Source organism: Microcella putealis (assembly GCF_004216575.1).
Lineage (GTDB): Bacteria > Actinomycetota > Actinomycetes > Actinomycetales > Microbacteriaceae > Microcella > Microcella putealis.
The window spans coordinates 140,223-163,285 of sequence record NZ_SGWW01000002.1 but is presented as its reverse complement, the minus strand read 5'-3'; the positions used below and the strand labels follow the sequence as shown (position 1 = coordinate 163,285).

Genomic DNA, 23,063 nt, shown 5'->3' with positions numbered 1-23,063 from the left:
GAGATTTAGCCGTGGCAGTCACCGGCTGGTTCGTGCTGCTCGTCGCCCTCGGCGCCGTGCCCGTGATCGCGCTCGACGGTGCCGTCGAGGCGGGTTCGGTGTTCGTCGCGTGGATGGTGGTGTGCGCGCTGCTGGCGCTGCTCGACCTCGCCCTCGCCGCGTCGCCACGAGCCGTCGGGCTGGCACGGTCAACAGCCGATCGGGTGCGCCTGACCGAGAGCGCCGCTGCCACGCTGTACGTCACGAACCCCGGGCGGCGGAAGCTGCGCGGCATCATCCGCGACGCGTGGGAGCCGTCAGCGGGCGCCCGGCCCGCCCGGCAGACCCTCGACGTGCCAGCCGGCGAACGGCGGGCGGTGACGACCACGCTCACCCCGTGGCGGCGCGGCGAGCGCCGCAGCGCCGCCGTGACCATTCGCGCGCTGGGACCGCTGCGATTGGCGGGGCGTCAGGCGAGCATCCTCGTGCCGGGCACGATCACGGTGCTTCCCGAATTCGCGTCACGCAAACACCTGCCATCACGCCTCGCGCGCCTGCGCGAACTCGACGGTCGCACGAGCGTCATGGTGCGCGGGCAGGGCACCGAGTTCGACAGCCTGCGCGAGTACGTGCGCGGCGACGACGTGCGCTCGATCGACTGGCGGGCGACCGCCCGGCGCGGCGGCGAGCCGGGCGGCGCAGGCGCCGCAGGCCCCGCACAGACCCTCATGGTGCGCACCTGGCGACCCGAGCGCGACCGGCGCGTCATCGTGATCGTCGACTCGGGGCGCACGGCGGCCGCACGCATCGCCAACGAGACCCGCCTCGACACGGCGTTCGAGTCGACGCTGCTGCTGTCGGCCCTCGCCGACCGGGCGGGCGACCGCGTCGACGTCGCCATCTTTGACCGGCGCGTGCGCGGCCGCGTGCAGGATTCCCGCGGCGCCGACCTGCTGGCGAAACTCACCGAGACGATGGCGCCCATCGACCCCGAGCTGCTCGAGACCGACTGGAGCGGCGTGCCCGCCCTCGTGCGCTCGATGACCGCCCAGCGCTCGCTCGTGGTGATCGCCACCCCGCTCGAATCCCCCGGGTCGACCCGCTCGCTGCTCGCCATGCTGCCGCAGCTCACCCGCACACACCTCGTGCTGATCGCCGCGGTCACCGACCCCGAGCTCATCGCGGCCACGCGCGACCGCGGCGACCGCCCCGCGGTGTACCGCGCCGCCGCCGCCGAGCGCGCGCTGCTCGACGCCGAACGCGTCGCCGCCGCCGTGACGCGCCTCGGCGGCGACGTCGTCTCCGCCGCGCCGCTCGATTTGCCGCCCGCCGTCTCCGACTGCTATCTCGCGTACAAGGCGGCCGGCCGGCTGTAGACGGGCGGGTGGCCGGATGCGCGCCGAGCGCTCCGCGCGTCGGTCACGGGATGCGCGCATCCCGATTTGTGCGCCGCTTCAGTCAGCGACGACCACGCGCGCCCCGCGGCTGATCGGGTCGAGGTCACCCGTCTCGCCCGCGAGCGCCGCGCGCCGCCCGAGACCCCACTGCACCCACAGGAACGCCGCCAGCGCGATCGTGCCGATGCCGATGCGGATCACGTCGGGCCACTCTTGGCGCGTGACGAAGCCCTCGATGACGCCGCTGACGGCGAGCGCCGCGACGAGCCCACCCACGGTGGCGAACAGGGCCCGGCCGTCTTCGGCGAGCGCCTGCAGCCGCGTGCGCGCCCCCGGGGCAACCCAGGCCCAGAAGATACGCAGACCGGCCGCACCGGCGACGAAGATCGCGTACAGCTCGAGCTGACCGTGCGGCAGGATCGACAGGAAGAACACGTCGAGCCGGTCGAACTCGGCCATGATGCCCGCCGAGATGCCCACGCCCTGCGCGTTCTGAAACAGCACAAACGGCGGCCACAGCCCGGTGATGCCGAACGCGACACACTGGGCGGCGATCCAGGCGTTGTTCGTGAACACCTGCGTCGCGAACACGCCCTCCGAGCTTGCGCTGTAGTAGCCGACGAACTCTTGCTCGGCGTAGACCCTGAGCGACTCGTAGTCGCCAATCGCGGCCACCACGTCGGGGTTTGTCGCCACCCAGGTCGCGTAGGCCGCTCCCACCGCGATGAAGAGCATCGCGACGACAAGGGACAAATACCGGATGCCGTACAGCGCCGCCGGAACGGCGCGCGTCGCGTAGTGGCTGATCGCCTGGACGGGGTCGGCGGCGGCCCCCGTAAAGCGCAGTCGGGCCCGCGACAGCAGCACGCTGAGGCGGGCGGCCTGCGGAGCCTGGCCCGCCGCCGTTGTGATCTGCGACAGCTGCGTGGCCCCCGCCTGGTAGCCGTCGATGAGTTCGTCGGCGGCGCGACCGTCAAAACGGCGTCGGCGCGACAGCTCGTCGAGGCGACGCCATTCGGCGTCGTGGGCTGAGGAGTAGGCGTCGAGATCCATCTGGAAAGATGATGGCATGTCGAGCCCGACGAGTACTCAGAACCTCACGCGGCACGACGACGACAACGAGCTGCTGACCGGTGAGGCGGTCGCCCTCGAACTGCGAGCGACCAACGTGATTCTGCGCTCGGCGGGCGCCGCCATCGACTACGTGCTGTACGTGCTGGCGACCGCAGGCCTGCTCTACGCCGCGGTGCTGCTCGCTGAGGGTGCGGGGCTTCCTGACGAGCTGTATCCGGCCGTCGGTATCTCGGTTGCCTTCACCGGCCTGGTACTCGTGCCAGCAGTGGTCGAGACGGCGACGCACGGCAAGTCGCTCGGGCGCCTCGCGCTCGGCTCACGCATTGTGCGCGACGACGGCGGGGCGATCGGGTTTCGGCACGCGTTCATCCGATCGTTCGTCGGCCTGATTGAGATCGTCTTCACGGTCGGCGGGCTCGCAATCGTGGTCGCCCTGCTGAACGCTCGGGCAAAACGCCTGGGCGACCTGGTCGCCGGCACGTACAGCCAGTACGAGCGGGTTCCCCGGCACGAGCCGGCCGATTTTGGCGTGCCCGCCGAGCTCACCGAGTGGGCCGTCACCGCCGATGTGGCGCGCCTGCCCGACACCCTGTCTCGGCGCATCGCCCAGTTCTTGCGTCAGGCGGGCGGGCTCACGCCAACGACGCGCGTGCGGCTCGCCGAGTCGCTGGCGGCCGAGGCGGCGCCGTTCGTGTCGCCGCTGCCGAGCGTCGAGCCCGAGCTGCTGCTCGCCGGCGTCGCCGTGCTGCGTCGCGAACGCGAGGCGCGGGCGCTCGACCTCGAGCGCGCCCGACTCGACGACCTCGCGCCCACGCTGGGTGCGCTGCCGCACGGCTTCCCCGACCGCGGCTAGGGAGCCGGCGCCTCGCTGCCGGGAGGCACCTCGTTCACCTGGAGCGGGTTCGAACCGGCTCCAGGCGCGCGAACCAGCACCCGCGCGGGTAGCCAGCCTCTGGCGGCGGATCGGCTAGTAGCGGTAGTGGTCGACCGTGTACGCGCGATCGCGAACCAGCGATCGCGAAAAGGCCGGTTCGGCTAGTAGCGGTAGTGGTCGACTTTGTACGGCCCCTCAACACTGACGCCGATGTAGGACGCCTGGCGTTCGCTCAGCCGCGTGAGCTTCACGCCCAACGCGTCGAGATGCAGGCGCGCGACCTTCTCATCGAGCAGCTTCGGCAGCACGTAGACACCCACCGGGTATTCCGCGGTCTTCGTGTGCAGTTCGAGCTGCGCGAGCACCTGGTTGGTGAACGATGCGCTCATCACGAATGAGGGATGCCCGGTGGCGTTTCCGAGGTTCATCAGGCGCCCCTCGCTCAGCACCAGAATCGAGCGGCCGGTCGGCAGGCGCCACTCGTGCACCTGGGGCTTGATCTCGACCTTCTCGGCGCCGGGCAGCGACTCGAGGCCCGCCATGTCGATCTCATTGTCGAAGTGGCCGACGTTCGCGACGATCGCGAGGTGCTTGAGGTTCTGCAGGTGTTCGACCGTGACGACGCCCTCGTTACCGGTCGCCGTGACGAGGATGTCGATCTCTCCGATGACATCGTCGAGGCGCGCCACCTGGTAGCCGTCCATGGCGGCCTGGAGGGCCGTGATCGGGTCAACCTCGGAAACGATCACGCGCGCGCCCTGGCCGCGGAGAGCATCCGCGCTGCCTTTGCCCACGTCGCCGTAGCCGCAAACGAAGACGGTCTTGCCGCCGATGAGCACGTCGGTGGCGCGGTTCAGGCCGTCGGGCAGCGAGTGGCGGATGCCGTACTTGTTGTCGAACTTCGACTTCGTCACCGAGTCGTTGACGTTGATCGCGGGGAAGAGCAGCTGGCCGTCGCGGTGCAGCTCGTACAGGCGGTGCACGCCGGTCGTGGTCTCTTCGGTGACGCCGATGAGCCCCGCGGCGGTGCGGGTCCAGCGGGTGGGGTCGACGGCGAGGGATGCGCGCAGCGCTTCCAGAATCACGCGCCACTCGCCGCTGTCGCCCGGCTGGTCAGCGGGCACGGCACCGGCGAGCTCGAACTCGCGGCCCTTGTGGACGAGCAGAGTCGCATCGCCGCCGTCGTCGAGGATGAGGGTCGGGCCGACGGGGGCGCCATCGGCGTCGACACCGAAGTCGAAGATCTGCTGGGTCGCCCACCAGTACTCGGTGAGGGTCTCGCCCTTCCAGGCGAAGACGGGCGTACCCTCGGGGGCGTCGACCGTGCCGTGCGGGCCGACGACGACCGCGGCGGCCGCCTCATCTTGGGTCGAGAAGATGTTGCAGCTTGCCCAGCGCACCTCGGCGCCGAGGGCGACGAGGGTCTCGATGAGCACCGCCGTCTGCACGGTCATGTGCAGGCTGCCGGCGATGCGGGCTCCGGCGAGCGGCTGCGTGGGGCCGAACTCGTCGCGCAGGGCCATGAGGCCGGGCATCTCGTGCTCGGCGAGGCGGATCTGGTGGCGGCCCGCCTCGGCGAGGGCGAGGTCGCGAACGGCGAAGTCGAGGCCGTTGCGGGTCGTGACGGTGGCCAGCGGGCCGAGGTCGGCGGGGCGGGCGGGCGCGGCGGTGTCGGAAGCCATGCCGCCATTCTCGCAGGAGGATTCCCCGGGTGCGCTGGGCGCGCATCCGCGTGACGCCGCGTGACAGGGATGTGCCCGCGCGGGAGCCCCGCGAGGCCGCCCCGCGTAATCGTGCGGGTTTGCACAACTCCTGCGTGCGCAAACCCGCGCACATTCAGCGGAGGCGACGTGCTGGAGGCAGTTTGGTGACGGGGCGCGGGTTCGAACGGGCTCCAGACCACCACAGCGTCGCCCGGCTGGGCCGGGGCGGGGCGCCCGCCCCCTACGCGCGGATGAGGGCGAGCACCTCGTCGCGGATCGCCTCCATGACGGCGGGCGTCTCGGCCTCGGCGTTGAGGCGCAGCAGCGGCTCGGTGTTCGACGGGCGCACGTTAAACCAGTACCAGCCAGAGCCGGCCGATCCGCCGTCGAGCGAGCCGGTGAAGGTCAGCCCGTCGAGGTCGTCGATCTCGGCGCGACCCGTGAAGGCCTCGACCACGCGGGTGTAGGCGGCCGGCACGTCGTCGACGACCGAGTTGATCTCGCCGCTCGCGGTGTACGGCGTGTACTCGGCGGCGAGCTGCGAGAGCGGGCCGTCGTAGCCGCCGAACTGCGCGATGAGGTGCAGGGCGGCGAGCATGCCGTTGTCGGCGCCCCAGAAGTCGCGGAAGTAGTAGTGCGCCGAGTGCTCGCCGCCAAAGATCGCGCCGGTGGCGTGCATGACGTCTTTGATGAGCGAGTGCCCGACGCGGGTGCGCACGGGCTCGGCGCCAACTGCCTCGATCGTCTCGGGCACGATGCGCGAGGTGATGAGGTTGTGCACGACCGAAATCGCGCCCGTCTCGCCGGCGGCTCGTACGCGCTCGACCTCGCGCCGGGCGACGATCGCCGCGACGGCGCTCGGGGTGACCGGCTGGCCGAGCTCGTCGACGACGAAGCAGCGGTCGGCGTCGCCGTCGAATGCGAGGCCGAGGTCGGCGCCGTGCTCGACGACGGCTTTCTGCAGGTCGACGAGGTTCGCCGGCTCGAGCGGGTTGGCCTCGTGATTCGGGAAGGTGCCGTCGAGTTCGAAATACAACGGGATGATCGTGAGCGGCAATGCAGGAAGTCCCGCCGCCGTGCCGAGCACCGCGGGAACGGTCATTCCCCCCATGCCGTTGCCGGCATCCACGACGATCGTCAGCGGCCGGACGGTAGAGAGATCAACGAGCTCGCGCAGGTACGCGGCGTAGTCGGCCAACACGTCACGGGTGGTGACGGTGCCGACGCTGTCGGCGGGCAGCGGCTCGATGGCGCCGGCGTCGAGGTACGCCTGGGCCCGGTCGCGGATGCCCGCGAGCCCGGTGTCGAGGCTCACGCCCTGAGCCCCGGCGCGGCAGAACTTGATGCCGTTGTAGGTGGCCGGGTTGTGGCTCGCCGTGAACATGGCGGCGGCAACGCCGTCGCGACCGGAGACGAAGTAGGTTTCGTCGGTCGAGCACAGCCCGAGGTTCTCGACGTGGGCGCCGCGGGCGGTCGCGCCGCGGGCGAAGGCCGCGACGAAGCCGGGCGACGAGTCGCGCATGTCGTGGCCCACGGCGATGCGCTGGCCCGCCGCGCCGAGCTCGTCGACGAAGCCGGCGCCGAGCGCCTCGACGACCTCGTCGGTCAGTTGCGAGCCGACGAGCCCGCGCACGTCGTAGGCCTTGATGAATGCGGAAAGGTCAGGGGTGTTCGACACGGTCTCCACCGTACCGGGGCGGCGAGCCGGCGAGTGCGCGCACGGGGCGCGTGCCCGGGGCGGCGCGCACGAGGCACCCGCCCGGGGCGGCGCTCACGAGGGGCGCCGCTCAGCCCACCTCGCCGAGCGCCGAGTAGCGCACGATGTGCCACCCTTGCGGCGCCGAGAGCCTCTCGGAGTGCTTCTTACACAGGTCGTACGTGTGGGGTTCGCGGCGCTGCGCGAGCGGCCCGAGCACGGCCATCGAGTCGGCGTAGTCGTAGGTCAGCGTTGACACGGCGGCGTTGTTGCACGCCACCTTGCTGCACTGCCTCGAGCTCATCGGGTTCAGCATACGGCGGGGCCGAGAGTGCGCCGAGTACGCTGGCGGCATGATCTGGCCGGGTGAGCGTCGGGCCCGCGGCGGCGGGGCGAGTGACCCGCGAGCGGGTGCCACCTCGGGCGAGCGTTCCGCGGCCGGGCGCAGCCGCGCGCGGCACGGACGTGCGGGGCGCTCGCTCATGCCCGGAGCATCCCTTCGCCCCGTCTCGACCAGGCGCGACCTGTTCGAGCAGACGGTGCGCGCGACGGCCGAGTACCTGGTCGACGAGTGGCCGAACGAGCTGTCGCAGCTGCGCATCGACGTGATGGCGATGCCCGAGCAGCCGCCGGGGGTCAACGGTGTCGCGCGGTGGCGGGTGATTCCCGCGCAGCACCGGGTGATCCTGTTCCGTATCCCCATCGAGCGCATGAGTCGGCTGCACCGCGACGACGACTGGCACCGCCGCATGATGGTCGAGAACTGCGTGTTCCGCGCGGTCGGCGAGCTCATCGGCAAAGACCCGTGGGATCTCGCGCCCGACCGCTTCCGGCACTGGTAGTTGCGCCGCGAGCGCGGCGGGCGTTCCGCGACTAGTCGACGAGCACGCTGAGCGCTTGCTGCGCCGCGCGCGGGGCGAGGATGCGCGTGGTCGCGACCGCCGCATCCCCCCGATAGCTGACGCTCGCGGCGACGGGCGCGCCCGTCACGGTGATGCCGAGCGGCGTGCTGCCGGCGACGGGCACCGAGACGGCGCCACCCGCCGGCACGTCGATGAGGCGCCCGTCGAGGTCGACCTGCGCGGCGCCCGAGGTCGCAGCAAGGTGCAGCCGCGCGGTCGTGCCGGCGAGCGCGCCGACGGCGCCAAGCGTGCGGGTTCCGTCGGAGAGCACGGGCGACGGCACGACCCACTGCTGGTCGATGCTCGCGGCGAGGCCGGCGACGGGGCCGGGAAGCGCTTCGGGACTGGGGTCGACGGTGCTGACGCGCACGGCGGCGACGACGGGCGCGCTCGCCTCGACGATGAACGCCCAGTCGCCGGCCGGGAGCTCGGCGAAGGGCAGGTCGACGACGGTGCCGGCGCTCAGGCTGGTCGTCACGGCCGGCGGCACGGATGCGCTGCTCGCGCCGCTCTCGTCGCTCGCGGCAATCACGCGCACCGTCACGTCGGCGTCGCTGTCGGGCGCGAGCAGGCGCAGCGTCGGGAAGAGGTCGCCGCCCTCGGCGGCGGAGCGTTGCTGCACCGCCTCGGGGTTCACGATCGGAACGCCGGGAATCACGAGCGTCTCGGCTGGCGACGCGATGGGCGACACGACCGAGAGGCCGCCCGGTTCGAGCCCGCGCACCGTGCTGGTCTGCAGGCGGGCGTCGACGGCGCCGGCGCGCGCCGTGACACCGACGACTGGCGACAGCTCGTCGACGGCCAATCCGTCGAGGGCGATCACGCGCTGGAACCCGGGAGAGACGATGATGCCGGTCGCACCCGGCGCCTCAATCGGCCCGGACGCTCCCCACAGGGCAAGGTCGACGGTCGCGTCGACGGGCCCGGGGTTCGCGAGCGTGATCCAGGTGGTGCGCCCGACCGTGGTGTCGCCTCCGACGAGCCATGCGGTGCGCTGCGCGGGTGCGCACTCGGCCGCGACGAATCCGGCCGCTTCGGAACCCGCAACGCGCACGGTCTCGGTCGCGGCGACGCGCTCGTCGGGCGCGTCGGCGGGCAGGGTGACGACGGCGGGCGGTACGGCATTCGCGAGGGTGGCCTCGAGCGGCAGTTCGGCGGGAAGCGCGTCGCTGCCGGTGAGGCTCGAGACCACCGCCCCGTCGCCCGCGCTCACGAGCTGCGGCATGGCCGTCACGGTGACCTGCGGGTTCTCGCCGAGCGTGAGGCCGAGCACGCCGCCCGCACAGGCGAGCGCCTGCTCGGCGCGGTCCGGAACAATGTCGATGGGCTCAGCGCCCTCGCCGATACGGGGGCCGGGCACGGCGATCGCCGCGGCACCGAGGGCAAGCAGGGCGGCCCCGGCGAGCAGGCTGAGCCCGGCCCGACCGCTCAGCAGGGCGAGGCGACGCGTGCGCTCAGTCATCGGTCTCCTCGTCGAAGGTGGCCGCGGGGTCGTCGATGGTGCCGTCGGTGCTGCGCTCGCGGCGCGGGCGCAGGCTCGTCGGCACCGCGAGCAGCGCGGTCATCGCGAGCACCGTCAGCTGGCCGAGCAGCACCGTCGTGGTGAGCGGGTGGTCACCGGGCGGCTCGGCGCGCGTCTCGTCGTCGGCGGCGACGCGCCACAGGCGCCCGGCGTCGGTCTCACCCACGGGGACGAGCGCCGGTGTCGCATCGAGCGCCGTCACGATGTCGCTGAGGGCGGTATCGCCGGCCGTCGCCTCGCCTCCGTCGATCTCCGCAGTGGATGCGCGCAGCAGCACGTATCGCACGTCGCGTTGGTCGAGTTCGGCCATCACGTCGCGGCCGCTCGGTGCGGCCAGGTTTCCGACCAGCTCGGCGAGGCTTTCGCGCTCGTCGTCGCTCGTCGACCGAACCGTGCGCGTCTCAGCCAGCGTGCGACCCGCCCCGCGCTCGATCCGCGCGGCGAGCCCGGTGTCGCGCGGCGTGAGCACGAGGGTGCCCAGCTCGGGGTCGCCGACGGCGTCGGCCGCGACGAGGGCGGGCAGGGTGCGAGGTTCGCTGAGCGGCTCGACCGCGGCCGTGCCGAGCAGTATCGCCGCGAGGGCGGGCGTGACGAGCGCGCTGGCCGTCGTGACCGCGAATGCGCCGAGGGGGGCGCCCGAACGGCGCATCCGGTCAAGCGCGATGCCCGCGGCCAAAACCAGACCCAGCCAGTACAGGCTGACCGCAGGCCCGACGTCGAGGCCGACGGCCACGCCGCCGGCCGTCGTGAGGGAGATGCCCGACGCGACGACCGCGGTGACGAGGCCGAGCGCGGCGAGGCCGAGGGGCGCGAGGGCGCGCATCCCCCGGGGAAGCGCTGGCGCGATGATCGCGAGCGCCGGCAGCGCCAGCACCGGAAGACCGACGATCAGCAGGATCAGGGCGGGCGAGTCGGCGATGGGCAGCACCTCGGCCAGCGGGCCGATGATCGGATCGAGCGTCGGCCAGCCGAGCAGAATGCTCGCGGGTGACGAGGGGCCCGGTGGCGCCGCGATGCCCGGGTCGGTGAGGACGGCGAGGAGGTTTCCCTGCAGCACGCGGGTGACGACGAGGGGGGCCGCGAGCGCGGCGACCGGCACCACGAGCGTCAGCAGGCGGCCGATCGCGCGCGGACGCACGACCATCGCCGCGATCCACACGATCACGAGGGCGGGCGCCAGGCTCGGGGACACCGCGATGAGCACGGCGGTCAGCAGGCCGGTCGTTGCGGTCGCGCTCCACGACGTCGGCAATCGGATGGCGGCGGCGACGAGCCACGGCAGCGTGAGGTGGGCGATGACGGCCGACAGCCGCGCCTCCGTCAGCCCGACGACGAGGGCGGGGGCGAGGGCCCAGAGCACGGCCGCCGCGGCGGCGGGGCCCGGTCGCGTCACGAGGGGGGCGATCGCCCACCAGGCGCCGAGCGCGGCGAGGGGAAGCGCGGCGGCCCAGAGCACGACGAGGGCGAGCGACGGCTGCCAGGCGGTGAGCGAGCCGAGGGCGGCGAAGACGAACGAGGCGGGGTCGGCCGCACCCTCGGTGGTGACGCGAACGGCGTCGGCGAGGGCACCGATATCGCTGGCGATCGGGGCGAGGGTTCCCCCGCCGAGTGCCTGGGCGGCCAGCAAAGGCGCGGTCGCGGCGATGCCAACGAGGCCGGCGCCGACGACCGCCGCCACGCCGCCGGGGGCGAAGTCGGGGCGATCGATCCGGTTTTGCTCGGCGGCACCGCGGCGCGCATCGCGCGCGATGGCGGCACGCCGACGCACGTCGCGCTGGTCGATGCGCAGCGGTTCGATCGCGGCCCAGCCGATCTGGCGGGCATTCGCCAGCCGGCGACGCGCGCGCGGCACGGCGGCGCCCGAGAATGCGACGGTGAGCGCGGCCATGAGCTCGCCCACCACGAGCGTGGGGCGCTTCGCGAGCAGGTGTCCGATGCCGCGCGCAATGGCGAAGGGCACGAGACTCAGCCAGTGCAGCGGCACCGCGGCGAGCGGCGCGTAGACCAGCCGGCGGTGGAGCTGCGCCGTGCGGCGCCAGCGCGCCAGCGTGCGGGGGCGCACTCGCACGCGCCTGCCGGGCCTGCTGAACTCGGCCGTCGTCTCGTGCGCGAAGACGCGCGCGAGCGGAACACCAACAACGCGGTGCCCGGCCAGGCGAATGCGCACACACAGGTCGAGGGCCGTGTCGACGTGCGGCAGCGCCGGGTCGAAGCCGCCGACGTCGCGCCACACGCTGCGACGCACCAGAAGCCCCGCCTCGCCGACGGCGAGCACGTCGCTCGTGCGGTCGTGCTGCGCCTGATCGAGTTCGCGTTCGGCGAGGGCAATGGACGCGCCGGTGCGGGTCAGCGTCTCGCCAAACTCCGCGATCGTCGTCGGATGCGCGCCGTCCATCACCTTCGGACCGGCCACCGCCACAGACGGAGCCACCTCGACGGCGGCGAGCAGCCGTTCCAGGGCCCGCAGATCGGGCGCGGTGTCGTGGCGCAGCATCCAGAACCACTCGTCGATTCCGCCATACGGCGACGACGGCGCCTCCTCGACCGGGAGCTGGTCGGTGCCCGCCATCACAAGGCGACCGAAACCGGCCGTCGTGGCGGGAGTCTGAACGTGGTGCGTCGGGGCGGTCTCAGACAGACGCGCGGTGACCGCCGCGTCGTCGGCCGCGTCGACCACGACAATGCGGTCGGGGCGGCGGGTTTGGTGGGTGAGAGCCGTCAGCGTCTGCTCGAGCGCGTCGCCACCACGGCGGACGACGAGAACGGCGGTGACGAGGGGCTGCACGGAAGGAGCCTAGGCGCGATGCGGAATCGAGGAGGCCGCCACACGCCGCGGCGGTGACCCCTCAGGATTCCTCAGGCGCGGCGACGCAACTTACGGCGTTCGCGCTCGCTGAGCCCGCCCCAGATGCCGAAGCGCTCGTCGTTCTTCAGCGCGTACTCGAGGCACTCGGTGCGCACCTCGCACGAGGTGCAGATCTTCTTCGCGTCGCGCGTCGAGCCGCCCTTCTCGGGGAAGAACGCCTCGGGATCAGTCTGTGCGCACAGGGCGTCGGTCTGCCAGGCGAGCTCGGCGTCGTCGTCGACGCTGCTCGTCTTGCGGACGCCGGGTACTCCGATACGGACAGGATCGACGAACCAGTCGCTCGGAACCGCGTTGCGGTATTCGCTCATTAGTGGTGCTCCCCTCCCCCGTCACGGCCCCCGGTGCGGCGGGATGCCCCTAATTACACTCGTGTCATTCCCTCGCGTCAAGTCGCGAATCGTAAAAGGGTCAAGCGGGTATCGAGGGTTGCGACGCGCCGCGATTCGTGCTGTGTTCTGCGTCAGAGCGCAGCCTGGCGTGCGGCCCACGCCGAGGCGACCATCTCGTCGAGCGTGTGGCGCATTCGCCAGTCGAGGTCGCGGGCCGCGAGCTCGCCGCTGGCGACGATGCGCGCGGGGTCGCCGGGGCGGCGCGGAGCCACCTCAGGGTCGAAGGCGATTCCGGTGACGCGCGCCATCGCATCCATGATCTGGCGAACCGAGACGCCGTCGCCCGAGCCGAGGTTGTACGCGGGCTCGATGCTGTCTCCACGCTCGAGGCGGCGCGCGGCGGCGACGTGCGCGAGGGCGAGGTCGGCGACGTGAATGTAGTCGCGCACGCAGGTGCCGTCGGGCGTCGGGTAGTCAGCCCCGTTGATGCGGGGCGTGCGCCCGGCGACGAGCGCGTCAAACACGAGGGGGAACAGGTTGTGCGGGCTCGTGTCGCGCAGGCTCGCATCGCCCGAGCCAACCACGTTGAAATAGCGCAAGCTCGTGTGGCGCAGCCCCGCAGCGACCCCCTGGTCGGCGAGCAACCACTCGCCGATGAGCTTCGACTCGCCGTACGGGGAGGCGGGGGCTTTGGGGGTGTCTTCGCCGACCAGCTCCACATCGACGTCGCCGAACACCGCCGCCGACGATGAGAACACGCACTGGGTCACCCCGTGCTGCTGCATCGAGGCCAGCAGGGTCACCATGCCGGTGACGTTCTGCTCGTAGGTGTGCAGCGGCCGCTCGACGCTGACGCCCGCGTACTTGAAGCCGGCGACGTGAATCACGCCCGTGACGCCGCGCTCACCGATCGCGCGATCGACGGCGGCGCGATCCAGGATGCTCGCCTGAATGAACGGGACGCCCTCCGGCACGAAGGCGGCGTGCCCGCTCGACAGGTCGTCGAGCACGACCGGCTCGAGCCCGTCGTCGATGAGCGCGCGGACGACGTGCGCGCCGATGTAGCCGGCGCCTCCCGTGACAAGCCAAGTCATGGGGGAAACGCTACCGGGGTTGCGGGCGTCAGCCGGCGTTGCCGCTCGCGATCACGACGCGTCCGGTGCCACTCAATTCGACAGGGCCGGTCGAGACGTAATAGGCGTCACCCTGTGTGGCGGTCGCCTGACCGTCGACGCTCACCTGCCCCTCGAGGCAGAGCAGGATGCTCGGCCCATCGTCGCCGACGAGGCACCCGTCGGCGAGCGCCTCGCCCTCGACCACCGTGAGAGAGAAGTCGGGAACGTCGGGGCGAAAGACGCGAACCCCCGGCTGCGGCACCTCGGGCTCGCGGCGCGGCGCGGGGAGGGAGCGCGCGTCGAGAATCGCGAGCAGCTCGTCGACGTCGACGTGCTTGGGGGTGAGCCCCCCGCGAACGACGTTGTCGCTGGCCGCCATCACCTCGATGCCGAGGCCCTCCTGGTACGAGTGCAGATTGCCGGCCGGCAGGTAGAGCGCCTCGCCCGGTCGGAGGACCACGGTGTGCATGAGGGTCGAGATCGCCACGCCCGGATCGCCCGGGTAGCGGGCAGCGAGCCGGCGCACGGTCGCCCACGTTCCCGCCGGGTCGCGCTCGGGTTCTACTTCGATCGTCGCCGCGTACGCCACGAGGGCGTCAACAAGCGGGCCGATGTCGGATGCCGGGTCGAGCATCCATGAAAGGGTCGCGGAGAGCGCGTCGTCGCTGTCGAGACGCTCGACGAGGGCGAGCACCGCAGCATCACCGACGGCAGCGAGTTCGCGACGGGACTCGGCGACGGGGCGGAAACCGCTCAACGCAATGAACGGGTCGCTGAGCGCGTAGACCAGTTCGGGCTTGTGCAGATCGTCTTTGTACGACCGTCGCGGGTCGTCGAGAGCGAGCCCCGCAGCGTTCTCCCGGGCGAAGCCGTCGGCGGCCTGCGCGAGGGTCGGGTGCACCTGCAGACTGAGCGGCTCGGCCGCCGCGAGCACCTTCATCAGGAAGGGCAGGCGGCCTGCCGAAGTCTGCGCCGTCACGTCGGCGAGGGTGCGCCCCACCGCAGGGCGGTCGACGACGACGGCCGGCGAGGCGGGGTGGTCACCGAGCCAGTACTCGGCCTCGGGCGCGCCGGAGGGCTCTCGGCCCAGCAGTTCGGCGATCGCCGTCGTCGAGCCCCAGGCGTAGTCGCGGGGGGTATTGGCGATGCGCAGGATCACGGCGACCTTTCGAGCGGAGCGACGCATGTTCGCAAACCGCAAACGGGGGGTGTGACGAATTCTGTTCGACTCATACGATGAGCGATGAATCACAGTACTAAGGGGGCGTCTGATGATTCGACAGACTGTGGTGTCGGCGACGGCACTCATGGCGGTGGTCGCGTCGTTCATCGTGGCGCCCGCCGCATCGGCGACATCGACCGGTGCCGAGGTTCTCGAGCTGCCAGCGGGCGAGAGCCGCATCGTCGTCATTGACGAGAGCGTGGCCGACGCCGACGCGGTGGCTGAGGCGGTGACTGATGCCGTCGACGGCTCGGGTGACACCTCGACCGTGCTTGACGAGATCGGCGCCATCGTCGCGCCCCTCGACGACGCGGCAGCCGATGTCTTGGAGGCGATCCCGGGCGTCGACGTGGTCGACGACGAGCTCGTCACGATCGGGGCGACGTCGACGCAAAGCAACGCGCCGTGGAATCTGTCGCGCCTCGACCAGCAGTTCTTGCCCGTCGACTCGGCCTACGCGTACCCCACCGCCGCCGGCACCGGCGTGCGGGTGTACGTCATCGACAGCGGGGTGACGCCGAACGCGTCGCAGTTCGGCAACCGCCTCCTCGCAGGCGCGACGGCAGTGAACGATAACCGTGGCTCATCTGATTGCAACGGTCACGGTACGCACGTCGCGGGCTCGGTGGCTAGCTCGAGCTGGGGCGTGGCAAAGCAGGCGCTGATCGTGCCCGTGCGCGTGTTCGACTGCTCGAACAGCGCGAACCTGAGCACTGTTCTCACCGCCATCGACTGGGTCATCACGAACCACCCGGCTGGCACGCCCGGGGTCATCAACATGAGCTTGAGCGGTGGCCAGAACGTCGAGATGAACCTCGCGGTCAGGGAGGCCACGGCGGCCGGCCTGATCGTCGTCGCGGCCGCGGGAAATGCCAACAGGGACGCGTGCGTGGAATCACCGGCCTCCGCCCCGGAAGCGCTCACGGTGGGAGCCACCACGATTCAGGATGCTCGCGCCTCGTTTTCGAACTTCGGCCCCTGCCTCGACATCTTCGCCCCGGGGGAAAACATCATTTCTGTCGACAACGACAGCCTCACCAACCCCGTCTTGATGTCGGGTACGTCGATGGCGGCACCTCACGTGGCCGGCGCGGCGGCGTTGCTGTGGTCGACCATGCCCGGAGCGTCGGCACGCTCGGTGGAATCAGCCCTCGTCGGCCAGGCCTTCACCGGTCGCGTCACTTCGACGGGCACCGGCTCGCCGAACCGGCTACTGAGCTCGCTGGCGGTCGACACCACCCTGATTCCCGGTGCCGTGTCGGGAGTCTCGGCGACGGCGCAGGGCGAGACGTCGGCGAAGGTCAGCTGGAAAGCTCCGACGGTGAACGCCGATAAGGTCACCGACTACACGATCCAGTTTCGCCGCATTGGCACGTCGACGTGGCTGACGGCGAGCGACGGGGTGTCGACGGCGACGTTCGCGACGATCTCGGGGCTGCAAGCCAACACGGTCTACGACGTCCGAGTGAGGGGGGAGAGCTTCACCGGCAGTGGCCCGTTCTCAAGCCTCGCAACTGTTCAGACGCGGACGGGCCAAGCCCCAGCGGGCGCAGTGCCGGTGTACCGCTTCTGGAGCTCGACGCTCGGCGCGCACTTCTTCACGGCAAGCGCGACGGAGCGCGACCACGTGATTCGCACGTATCCCAAGGCCGTGTGGAACTATGAGGGTGTCGCCTTCGGTGCGTACTCGACGCAAGTCCCCGGCACTGTTCCTGTGTTTCGTTTCTGGAGCGAAACGCACGGCGCCCACTTCTACACCGCGAGCCAAGCCGAGCGTGATCAAGTCCTGAGGCTGTATCCGCGCAAGGTCTGGGCGTACGAGGGGATCGCCTATTACGCATTCCCAGAGAAGCCAACCGCTTTTGACACTTTTGGCGTCGATCGCTTTTGGAGCCCATCGATGGGGGCGCACTTCTTCACAGCAAGCAAGGCGGAGTCCGATACGGTTCGTCGCATCTACCCGTCATGGGTATGGACCTACGAGGGCACCCGCTTTTATGTTCCTACGACGGTGGGGATCACGGCGCCTCGGTGACAAGCCGTGAGAGTAGCGGGGTCGACAAAGCTTCTTTCTGATGTGACGCCGTGACCGTTCACCGTCAACAAGGCGGTTCCCTCAGCGTCCCCACCCCAGGCACGATGACACCATGACCCTCGAACCCCTCATCAGCGACTTCTACGGTTTCGAAGCGCAGTTGCGCGACCACGAGAAGGCAGCGCTTGCCGCCCTGCGCGCCGACCTCGAACAGCACATCAAGCCGATAGTGAATGACGCGTGGGATAAGGCTGAGTTCCCGCGTCAGATCATCGACGTTCTGCACCAGCACCCGACCTTCGGCGAGCTGTGGGACGAGACGAAGACGGGCGACTATTCGGCACTGTACGGCGGCTGGACGGCCCTCGAGCTCGCTCGCATCGACGCGAGCGTCGCCACCTACGTCGGTGTGCAGAATGGCCTCGCCATGGGCTCCGTCGGAGTCTGCGGTTCACCCGAGCAGCGCGCCGAGTGGCTTCCGAAGCTGCGCAGCGGTGAGGTCATCGGCGCCTTCGGGCTTACCGAGCCGCTGTCGGGCAGCGACAGCGCCCAGGGCTTGCGAACGACCGCCACGCCCGATGGTGACGACTGGGTGCTGAACGGCCAGAAGCGATGGATCGGTAACGCCACCTTCAGCGACATCACGATCATTTGGGCGAAAAGCACCGAAGACGGGCAGGTCAAGGGCTTCATCGTGCCCACCGACACCCCCGGGTACGTCGCGACGAAGATCGAGCGCAAGCAGGCGCTGCGCATTGTGCAGAACGCCGACATCACGCTCACCGACGTGCGGGTGCCGAACAGCCTGAAGCTCACAAACGCAGAGTCGTTCAAGAACACGGCGGGCGTGCTTCGCCTGACCCGCGCCGAGGTGGCGTGGGCCGCAGTCGGCACGGCGATCGGCGCCTACGAGGCCGCCGTCGCCTACACGAAGGAACGCCACCAGTTCGGCAAGCCCATTGCCCACCACCAGCTCGTACAAGACCTCCTCGCCCGCTGCCTGGGCAAAATCACGGCGTCGATCGCCCTCTGCGTGCGCGTATCGCAGATGCTCGACAACGGCGAGCAGCGTGACGAGCACGCGTCGATGGCGAAGGCCTTTGCCACCACCTCCATGCGCGAGGTCGTCGCCCTCTGCCGCGAGGTGCTCGGGGGCAACGGCATCGTGCTCGACTACGACGTCGCCCGATTTTTCGCCGACGCCGAAGCTCTCTACAGTTACGAGGGCACGCGCGAGATGAACAGCCTCATCGTTGGCCGAGCGATCACGGGGGTCAGCGCCTTCGTGTAGTCAACCAGGACGCCGAGTATCCTCGGAGGGTGGACGAGCGGCAACGACAACGATCGACTGCCGACCACCACAGACAAAGGCGTGCACCCGCCCTGGACCTGGCCCGCGGTCTGGCAATCCTGCTCCTAATCGCATTTCATAGTTTCGACGTTCCAGGATTCCGCTGGGGAAACCCACCTCCCGAGTGGGCGTCCGATCTCATGCTGACGCTCACGCCTTTCCGGATGCCCCTACTCTTCGTCATTGCGGGCGTCTTGGCGGTGTCACACAACAGGAAGAAACCCGTTGAACTCCTCGGTTCAGTCGCCCGAAAAATCTACTGGCCTTATCTGGTCTGGACCGCGATCCTTCTCAACACTGCCGGTTTCAGCTACTTCCTGACCCACTACGCAACCGATTTCACGGCTTGGATCGCCCCTGGTTATCTTTGGTTTATTTTCTATCTCGGAATCTTCATACTCGTCTCGCGGCTCTTGTCAGGGATTCCGAGTTGGTCAATTGCTGTGGTGTTGCTCGTTGGTCTCATCGCCTTCGAGTCATTCGAATATCGAGCCGTGTTCGTGTACGGGATTTGCTTTTTTGCAGGCGCCGCGATCTCCCAGTGTGTGCTATCAGCGGAAACGATCATGCAACGCTCAGGGGCGAGAGCAATTGTGCTCGCCTCAGGGGCAGTACTTCTGTTGTCGACGCTTATCGCGTCCTCCCTGACATTGGGCGGATTCGCATTTCGACCGTGGGGCATTGCTCTTACCTTCTCGACCAACGCCGCTATCTTGATCAGCCTAAGCATCTACTACCGTTACTCCTCGGCGGCGTCGGCGGCGGTCGAGTACTTGGGCCGAAATTCTCTGGTCTTTTATCTCTCTCACTGGCCGATCATGGTGGCCGTGATGACGCTCGCGACAACACTGAACGTCGAGCCGCACTATCATGCCGCGCTGCTCTTCGGTATCTCCCTTGCCGCGGGGTGCATCATAGCGACCCTGCGTAGGCACCCTCCCGTGGCGTGGTTTTTCACTTTTCCTTGGAGGAACCCGCGGATGAGAGACCTACGCAAAAACTGATTGCAAGAATTCCAGGCGCGGAGCGAGCTGCGCCTGAACTCCGTAGTGACGACGGGTGACTCGAAGCCCATGGCGGGCGAGAGCTTGAATACCGATCCCGTTCAGCAGCTGCACGATGGAGGCAGCAGCAACCGCTGGATCGTCGGGCACGATGAGCGCGTCGCGCCCATGCACGAAGAGGCGATTCTGGTTGAGCGGATCGGTAAGCACGAGGCCCGCCCCACATAGTGAGCCGATCACGCTGGAGGCGGTGGGAAACCCGTCAAACTGACCGACGGCGAGGACGTCGGCGCGATTCTGCGAAACCACGAGGTCCACACTGAAGAGAACAGCCTTCATTGCCTCACTCAGAAGTGGACCGTGGAAGGTGAGGTACGGAAGCAGGGGTTGGTGTCCGGCAGGAACATCGTCTGGTGTGAACCCGCCGATGACGCTTCCTTGGACAGAGATCCCATCAGTCATCACGGCCGCGAGAGTGGCAAGGAAGTCGGGAAAGCCCTTATCCCGTCCATCAGCGCTGTACTTGTGAGCTACGAATCCGAACCTCAAGACATCTGAAGCTGTCGGATAGTAGTTGGTTCGAGACCCAGCCCCGGGCCCGAGATACGTTCGTTCGATAGCGACGCCGGGAATGAGTGCCACCGGCACGTCCCCGACGTCGAGCGACTCGAGCCACGTGCGCGCTCGCTCGGTCGTGACGACGAGACCGCGAAGCAAACCACTCGCTCGAAGATCAATGATCAGGCGATCGACGTTGGGGTCGCCAAGGTTGAGACCGCCACCCGGGTATAGCTGCAGAACGACCGGCAATTTGTGTTCAACGAGATACGGCATGAAGTAGCGGGCGTTGTTCACGAAGGTGATGTACGCCCCGCCCGCATCCGCCAACGAACTGGGATCGAAAGGCATGACACGGTTTGCGAGATCAGGGAAGGTCTCACCGAACGTTTGTGAAAGGTGCGCGTACGGTTCGGCCGTTGTCATCACCGCGTCGACGGCTCCTTCGCGAAGAAGGTAAGTGAACTCGGAGACACGGAAACCGGTCAGTAACGACGGGAAGTAATCATCCAGAATGACGACTCTTGACGTCATCGGCGGTAGCTCCACGGCATGAGGTGGTGTCTCACTCTCCCCGGCCAGGCGCGAAGTGGAACATTGCGCAGGCGTCGGCGAAGAACCCTGACGATCTCGCCAGTGGACCAGTCCGTGAGGGCTCGGTCGACGACGCGCGGTCGGTCTACCGCGTTCAGACCAGTCTCCATGTCGGAGGTGAGGGCGAGTTCCTGGAGCCCCGCGCGTTCATGAACAAACGCGTCATCAATTCCATACTTGGTCAGCAGAACGAGGTAGGTCTCCGGCTCAGCCATAAGGTTCCGGACTTTCCGTAAGCCCGCCTCGCGATTGATCGATGCCAACGGTCCGGTTGCGCGCAAGTACAGGACAGCTCGATCAACGATCGCCTCGGGCCCCGGTCCGATAGTCGGCTCATCAAGGAGGTCATGGAAAGCCTCGACAAGGAGTTGGTCGGGCAGCCTGTCGAGCATCTGTTCAGCGACCCATAAGTGCTCCCGGTGTGTCCGTCGAACACTCGCGGGGGTTACTGAGCTGGTGTTGCCGTTGTCGTATTGAAGCCGAAACAGTACGAGCGGTTCATCACCGAGAACAGCGATGTCAAAATGCGATACCAGGGCGATCCAGCGGTCAAAGTCCGGTAACTGACGCAGAGTATTGTCGTATAGGCCGATCGTCTCGTAGGCATCACGCCTAATGAGGATGCTCGGGTGACATAGTGCATTCCCGTTTTCGAAGAAGTACCGAAGCCACTGCGCGCGCGATCGATCGGGCTGGCGGAAGATTTCGCCCCACGCCGGCAGAGTTTCGGCCGGCAGGGGGCGGTCATCCGGGCCGATGTATCGTGCGCCCGTGAAGACAGCCGCTACGTCTCGCGCACGTATCACTTCGAGCTGCCGCGCGAGCTTCGACGGCATCCACATGTCGTCGGAGTTCAGGATCGCGATGTATTCACCACGCGCCTGCTGGACCCCGAAATTCAGGGCAGCGGCACCGCCGACGTTCCGAGGTAAACGGTACAACCGCAGTCGCGGGTCGCTCACACCACTGACTCGTTCGACGGAATCGTCAGACGACGCATCGTCGACGACGATGACTTCAAAGTCCTGCTCACTCTGCTCGAGCACGCTACGAATAGCACGCTCGATAAACTCTCCATGATTGAAGCTGGGGACGATCACAGAAACAAGTGGAGGTCGTGACTCGTCGTCGGGGAAGGGAAAGCGAGGTGTGCTGGCACGCGATTGTTCGATAACGGCTTGCTCGGACGTGTCGCTTCCGTCGTGACTCCTGCTTGCTTCGGATCCCAACAGTCGCCGCTCGACCGAGACGAGGGCCCGATGGAGTTCCCGGGACAGTCGCCCGTCAAACGCTTCGATGTACGAGGGAATGAGCTGCTGAATTTTTGTATCGCGCGCGCGCACCGTTTCGCGGGACCAGGTCCCGCGGTTATGGATCCGATAGGCCGTTGCGATGCGCGGCAGGAATACCGCGGGCCCCCATTCAGTGACTGCCATCGCGATCGCCCAGTCATAAGCGAGTGTTTCGAAGATGGCGGGAGGAATCGACTCGAGGGCGCGACGCCGATACATGGCGGTAGAGAAAGTCGCGAACCAGTTCGAATCGGCAATTCTTTCGGATGAAAGCAGGGTTTCAAAGCCGTTCAACCCAATGAGCGGCTCGACGGAAAAATGTCCCTCATCACTGAACCACAGTTCAAGCCTGCTGGCGACCATGCTGGCCTCGGGGTGACGATCGAGTGCATCAGCCTGTTCGTCAAGCTTCCCCGCGTACGTCCAAACGTCATCTCCCTCGAGGACCGCGACGTAACGTCCGCGCGCCGCGGCAAATGCCCGTGCGTAGTTCAGGGTGATTCCAAGCCTCGAGGACGGCGCGAGCAGTGAGCCCGGCAGAGGGCTTTCCGCGAGCCACTTTTCCGCCATGGCGCGCGTCTGATCCGTGGAGTCGTCGTCAGCAATGATCACTTCGACGGACCGATGAGTTTGTTGGCGCGAGATTGATGCCAGTGCTTCGTCGACGTATTCTTCGTGATTGTGGGTGACCACAATGACGGTAATGTCAGGTATCGAGTTTTCCACTGACACGACTATCTCCCATCTCGTTCAATGCGCTGAGCGCGATCCGGATGTGATCGTTGCCTCGCCCGCCGCCGGGCGTGCGATAGACGGCAAAATCGTTCATCTGGTCGACCCGTGCGAACAGTAGTGAGCTGTTCTGACGCACTCTTTCCACTGCCGGGCGAACAGACCGCCACGAAATATCGTCAATGACGATGAACCCTCCAGGCACGGTGTGCCGCAGAGCCCACTCAACGTCATGCAGGACGATCTCGGTGTCGTGGTTGCCGTCCACGTGCACGAGACCAACCTCGACGCCTTCGTCTGCGATTTCCATCAATCCGACGTGGCTCGTCGCTCGCTTGATTTCGCTCCAAGCCGTGAGCCCCTCGGATTTGAGAAGTGAGACGACGCTCACGTAGATGGCATCGAAGTCGGTAGTCGAGGCAAATTGCTGGAGTTGCTCCCACAGCTCCGGCGCGTCACGCTCGACCGCGGCAGCGGATGAATACGGATCGACACCGATTGCGCGGCCACGCCCAAGGCTCGCATGCGCTGTCGCAAGCGGGAGAAGCGATCGCCCTCGATAGACGCCAATGTCGACACTGCACGCACCGCGCCCCCGCTTCACGAGCTCGGCGAGAATCAAGGCTTTCGCAGCGCTCGATCCCCCTCCAAAGTCGATCGGTATGCGATCGACGATGGCACGGACCCGATGCTGGAGATCAGCCCTGACACGCACCCGTCGGTTCACTACGCCCGCTTCCATTCATCGCTGGGATGCAGCGCATCCCGTACTCCCTGTATCCCGACCATCTCTAACGTAAGGTAGGTCAAACGCCAGT

18 protein-coding genes are annotated in these 23,063 nt (G+C 68.3%); 6 read left to right on the top strand and 12 right to left on the bottom strand.

Going from position 1 to position 23,063, the window contains the following annotated elements; translation table 11 throughout:
- Positions 1–11 precede the first annotated feature (11 nt).
- A complete protein-coding gene (locus tag EV141_RS05665; protein ID WP_130485005.1) occupies positions 12–1,355 on the top strand; it encodes a DUF58 domain-containing protein in 1,344 nt (447 codons plus the stop codon).
- Positions 1,356–1,433: 78 nt separating this feature from the next.
- Here EV141_RS05665 and EV141_RS05660 read toward each other — a convergent pair whose 3' ends face one another.
- Entirely contained in the window at positions 1,434–2,429 is a 996-nt protein-coding gene (locus tag EV141_RS05660; RefSeq protein ID WP_130485004.1) for a stage II sporulation protein M, read from the bottom strand.
- 16 nt (positions 2,430–2,445) lie between these two features.
- Between EV141_RS05660 and EV141_RS05655 the strand changes: the two genes are divergently transcribed.
- The gene (locus tag EV141_RS05655; RefSeq protein WP_130485003.1) at positions 2,446–3,303 is read left to right on the top strand and encodes an RDD family protein; all 858 of its coding nucleotides are present in this window, start codon (positions 2,446–2,448) and stop codon (positions 3,301–3,303) included.
- Between the two features lie 182 nt (positions 3,304–3,485).
- Here EV141_RS05655 and ahcY read toward each other — a convergent pair whose 3' ends face one another.
- The 3 genes from ahcY to EV141_RS05640 form a co-directional block, all read right to left on the bottom strand.
- Entirely contained in the window at positions 3,486–5,006 is a 1,521-nt protein-coding gene (gene ahcY, locus EV141_RS05650) for an adenosylhomocysteinase (RefSeq protein WP_130485002.1), read from the bottom strand.
- A gap of 262 nt (positions 5,007–5,268) precedes the next feature.
- Positions 5,269–6,705: a phosphomannomutase/phosphoglucomutase gene (locus EV141_RS05645; protein WP_130485001.1), complete on the bottom strand. Its 1,437-nt coding sequence runs from the start codon at positions 6,703–6,705 to the stop codon at positions 5,269–5,271.
- A gap of 109 nt (positions 6,706–6,814) precedes the next feature.
- Positions 6,815–7,027, bottom strand: coding sequence for a DUF3499 family protein (locus tag EV141_RS05640; RefSeq protein WP_130485000.1), 213 nt, complete (start codon positions 7,025–7,027; stop codon positions 6,815–6,817).
- Positions 7,028–7,076: 49 nt separating this feature from the next.
- Between EV141_RS05640 and EV141_RS05635 the strand changes: the two genes are divergently transcribed.
- On the top strand, positions 7,077–7,565 hold the full coding sequence (locus EV141_RS05635) for a metallopeptidase family protein (RefSeq protein WP_198675510.1): 489 nt from the start codon (positions 7,077–7,079) through the stop codon (positions 7,563–7,565).
- Between the two features lie 31 nt (positions 7,566–7,596).
- Here the strand turns inward: EV141_RS05635 and EV141_RS05630 are convergent, their stop codons facing one another.
- The 5 genes from EV141_RS05630 to manA form a co-directional block, all read right to left on the bottom strand.
- Positions 7,597–9,087, bottom strand: a complete 1,491-nt coding sequence (locus EV141_RS05630; RefSeq protein WP_130484999.1) for a DUF5719 family protein — start codon at positions 9,085–9,087, stop codon at positions 7,597–7,599.
- Positions 9,080–11,932: a glycosyltransferase gene (locus EV141_RS05625; RefSeq protein WP_130484998.1), complete on the bottom strand. Its 2,853-nt coding sequence runs from the start codon at positions 11,930–11,932 to the stop codon at positions 9,080–9,082. Before EV141_RS05625 ends, EV141_RS05630 begins: the two co-directional genes overlap by 8 nt.
- A 71-nt stretch (positions 11,933–12,003) precedes the next feature.
- A complete protein-coding gene (locus EV141_RS05620) occupies positions 12,004–12,321 on the bottom strand; it encodes a WhiB family transcriptional regulator (RefSeq protein WP_130484997.1) in 318 nt (105 codons plus the stop codon).
- A gap of 152 nt (positions 12,322–12,473) precedes the next feature.
- Positions 12,474–13,436 (bottom strand): UDP-glucose 4-epimerase GalE, encoded by a 963-nt coding sequence (galE, locus tag EV141_RS05615; RefSeq protein ID WP_130484996.1) that lies wholly within the window; start codon positions 13,434–13,436, stop codon positions 12,474–12,476.
- Between the two features lie 28 nt (positions 13,437–13,464).
- Positions 13,465–14,643 carry a mannose-6-phosphate isomerase, class I gene (gene manA, locus EV141_RS05610; protein ID WP_241969100.1) on the bottom strand — a complete coding sequence of 393 codons (1,179 nt, stop codon included), beginning with the start codon at positions 14,641–14,643 and terminating at the stop codon, positions 13,465–13,467.
- A gap of 85 nt (positions 14,644–14,728) precedes the next feature.
- On the opposite strand from manA, the gene EV141_RS05605 reads away from it, so the two are divergent.
- The 3 genes from EV141_RS05605 (at position 14,729) to EV141_RS05595 (ending at position 19,069) form a co-directional block, all read left to right on the top strand.
- Positions 14,729–16,714 carry a S8 family serine peptidase gene (locus EV141_RS05605; RefSeq protein ID WP_130484995.1) on the top strand — a complete coding sequence of 662 codons (1,986 nt, stop codon included), beginning with the start codon at positions 14,729–14,731 and terminating at the stop codon, positions 16,712–16,714.
- A gap of 112 nt (positions 16,715–16,826) precedes the next feature.
- A complete protein-coding gene (locus EV141_RS05600; protein ID WP_130484994.1) occupies positions 16,827–18,005 on the top strand; it encodes an acyl-CoA dehydrogenase family protein in 1,179 nt (392 codons plus the stop codon).
- A 29-nt stretch (positions 18,006–18,034) separates the two neighbouring features.
- A complete protein-coding gene (locus EV141_RS05595; protein ID WP_157985514.1) occupies positions 18,035–19,069 on the top strand; it encodes an acyltransferase family protein in 1,035 nt (344 codons plus the stop codon).
- On the opposite strand, the gene EV141_RS05590 is transcribed toward EV141_RS05595, so the two are convergent.
- The 3 genes from EV141_RS05590 to EV141_RS05580 are packed head-to-tail and all read right to left on the bottom strand — an operon-like array spanning position 19,055 to position 22,987.
- Entirely contained in the window at positions 19,055–20,161 is a 1,107-nt protein-coding gene (locus EV141_RS05590) for a glycosyltransferase family protein (RefSeq protein WP_130484992.1), read from the bottom strand. The genes EV141_RS05595 and EV141_RS05590 overlap by 15 nt on opposite strands.
- On the bottom strand, positions 20,158–22,245 hold the full coding sequence (locus EV141_RS05585; RefSeq protein WP_130484991.1) for a glycosyltransferase family 2 protein: 2,088 nt from the start codon (positions 22,243–22,245) through the stop codon (positions 20,158–20,160). Before EV141_RS05585 ends, EV141_RS05590 begins: the two co-directional genes overlap by 4 nt.
- Positions 22,220–22,987 (bottom strand): class I SAM-dependent methyltransferase, encoded by a 768-nt coding sequence (locus EV141_RS05580; protein WP_130484990.1) that lies wholly within the window; start codon positions 22,985–22,987, stop codon positions 22,220–22,222. Before EV141_RS05580 ends, EV141_RS05585 begins: the two co-directional genes overlap by 26 nt.
- Between the last annotated feature and the right edge of the window lie 76 nt (positions 22,988–23,063).

Coding starts and splice junctions, on each gene's coding strand:
- EV141_RS05600 (WP_130484994.1), top strand. CDS start 16,827: ATGACCCTCGAACCCCTCATCAGCGACTTCTACGGTTTCGAAGCGCAG.
- EV141_RS05660 (WP_130485004.1), bottom strand. CDS start 2,429: ATGGATCTCGACGCCTACTCCTCAGCCCACGACGCCGAATGGCGTCGC.
- EV141_RS05620 (WP_130484997.1), bottom strand. CDS start 12,321: ATGAGCGAATACCGCAACGCGGTTCCGAGCGACTGGTTCGTCGATCCT.
- EV141_RS05630 (WP_130484999.1), bottom strand. CDS start 9,087: ATGACTGAGCGCACGCGTCGCCTCGCCCTGCTGAGCGGTCGGGCCGGG.
- EV141_RS05640 (WP_130485000.1), bottom strand. CDS start 7,027: ATGAGCTCGAGGCAGTGCAGCAAGGTGGCGTGCAACAACGCCGCCGTG.
- EV141_RS05635 (WP_198675510.1), top strand. CDS start 7,077: ATGATCTGGCCGGGTGAGCGTCGGGCCCGCGGCGGCGGGGCGAGTGAC.
- galE (WP_130484996.1), bottom strand. CDS start 13,436: ATGACTTGGCTTGTCACGGGAGGCGCCGGCTACATCGGCGCGCACGTC.
- EV141_RS05580 (WP_130484990.1), bottom strand. CDS start 22,987: ATGGAAGCGGGCGTAGTGAACCGACGGGTGCGTGTCAGGGCTGATCTC.
- EV141_RS05655 (WP_130485003.1), top strand. CDS start 2,446: ATGTCGAGCCCGACGAGTACTCAGAACCTCACGCGGCACGACGACGAC.
- ahcY (WP_130485002.1), bottom strand. CDS start 5,006: ATGGCTTCCGACACCGCCGCGCCCGCCCGCCCCGCCGACCTCGGCCCG.
- manA (WP_241969100.1), bottom strand. CDS start 14,643: ATGCGTCGCTCCGCTCGAAAGGTCGCCGTGATCCTGCGCATCGCCAAT.
- EV141_RS05605 (WP_130484995.1), top strand. CDS start 14,729: ATGATTCGACAGACTGTGGTGTCGGCGACGGCACTCATGGCGGTGGTC.
- EV141_RS05590 (WP_130484992.1), bottom strand. CDS start 20,161: ATGACGTCAAGAGTCGTCATTCTGGATGATTACTTCCCGTCGTTACTG.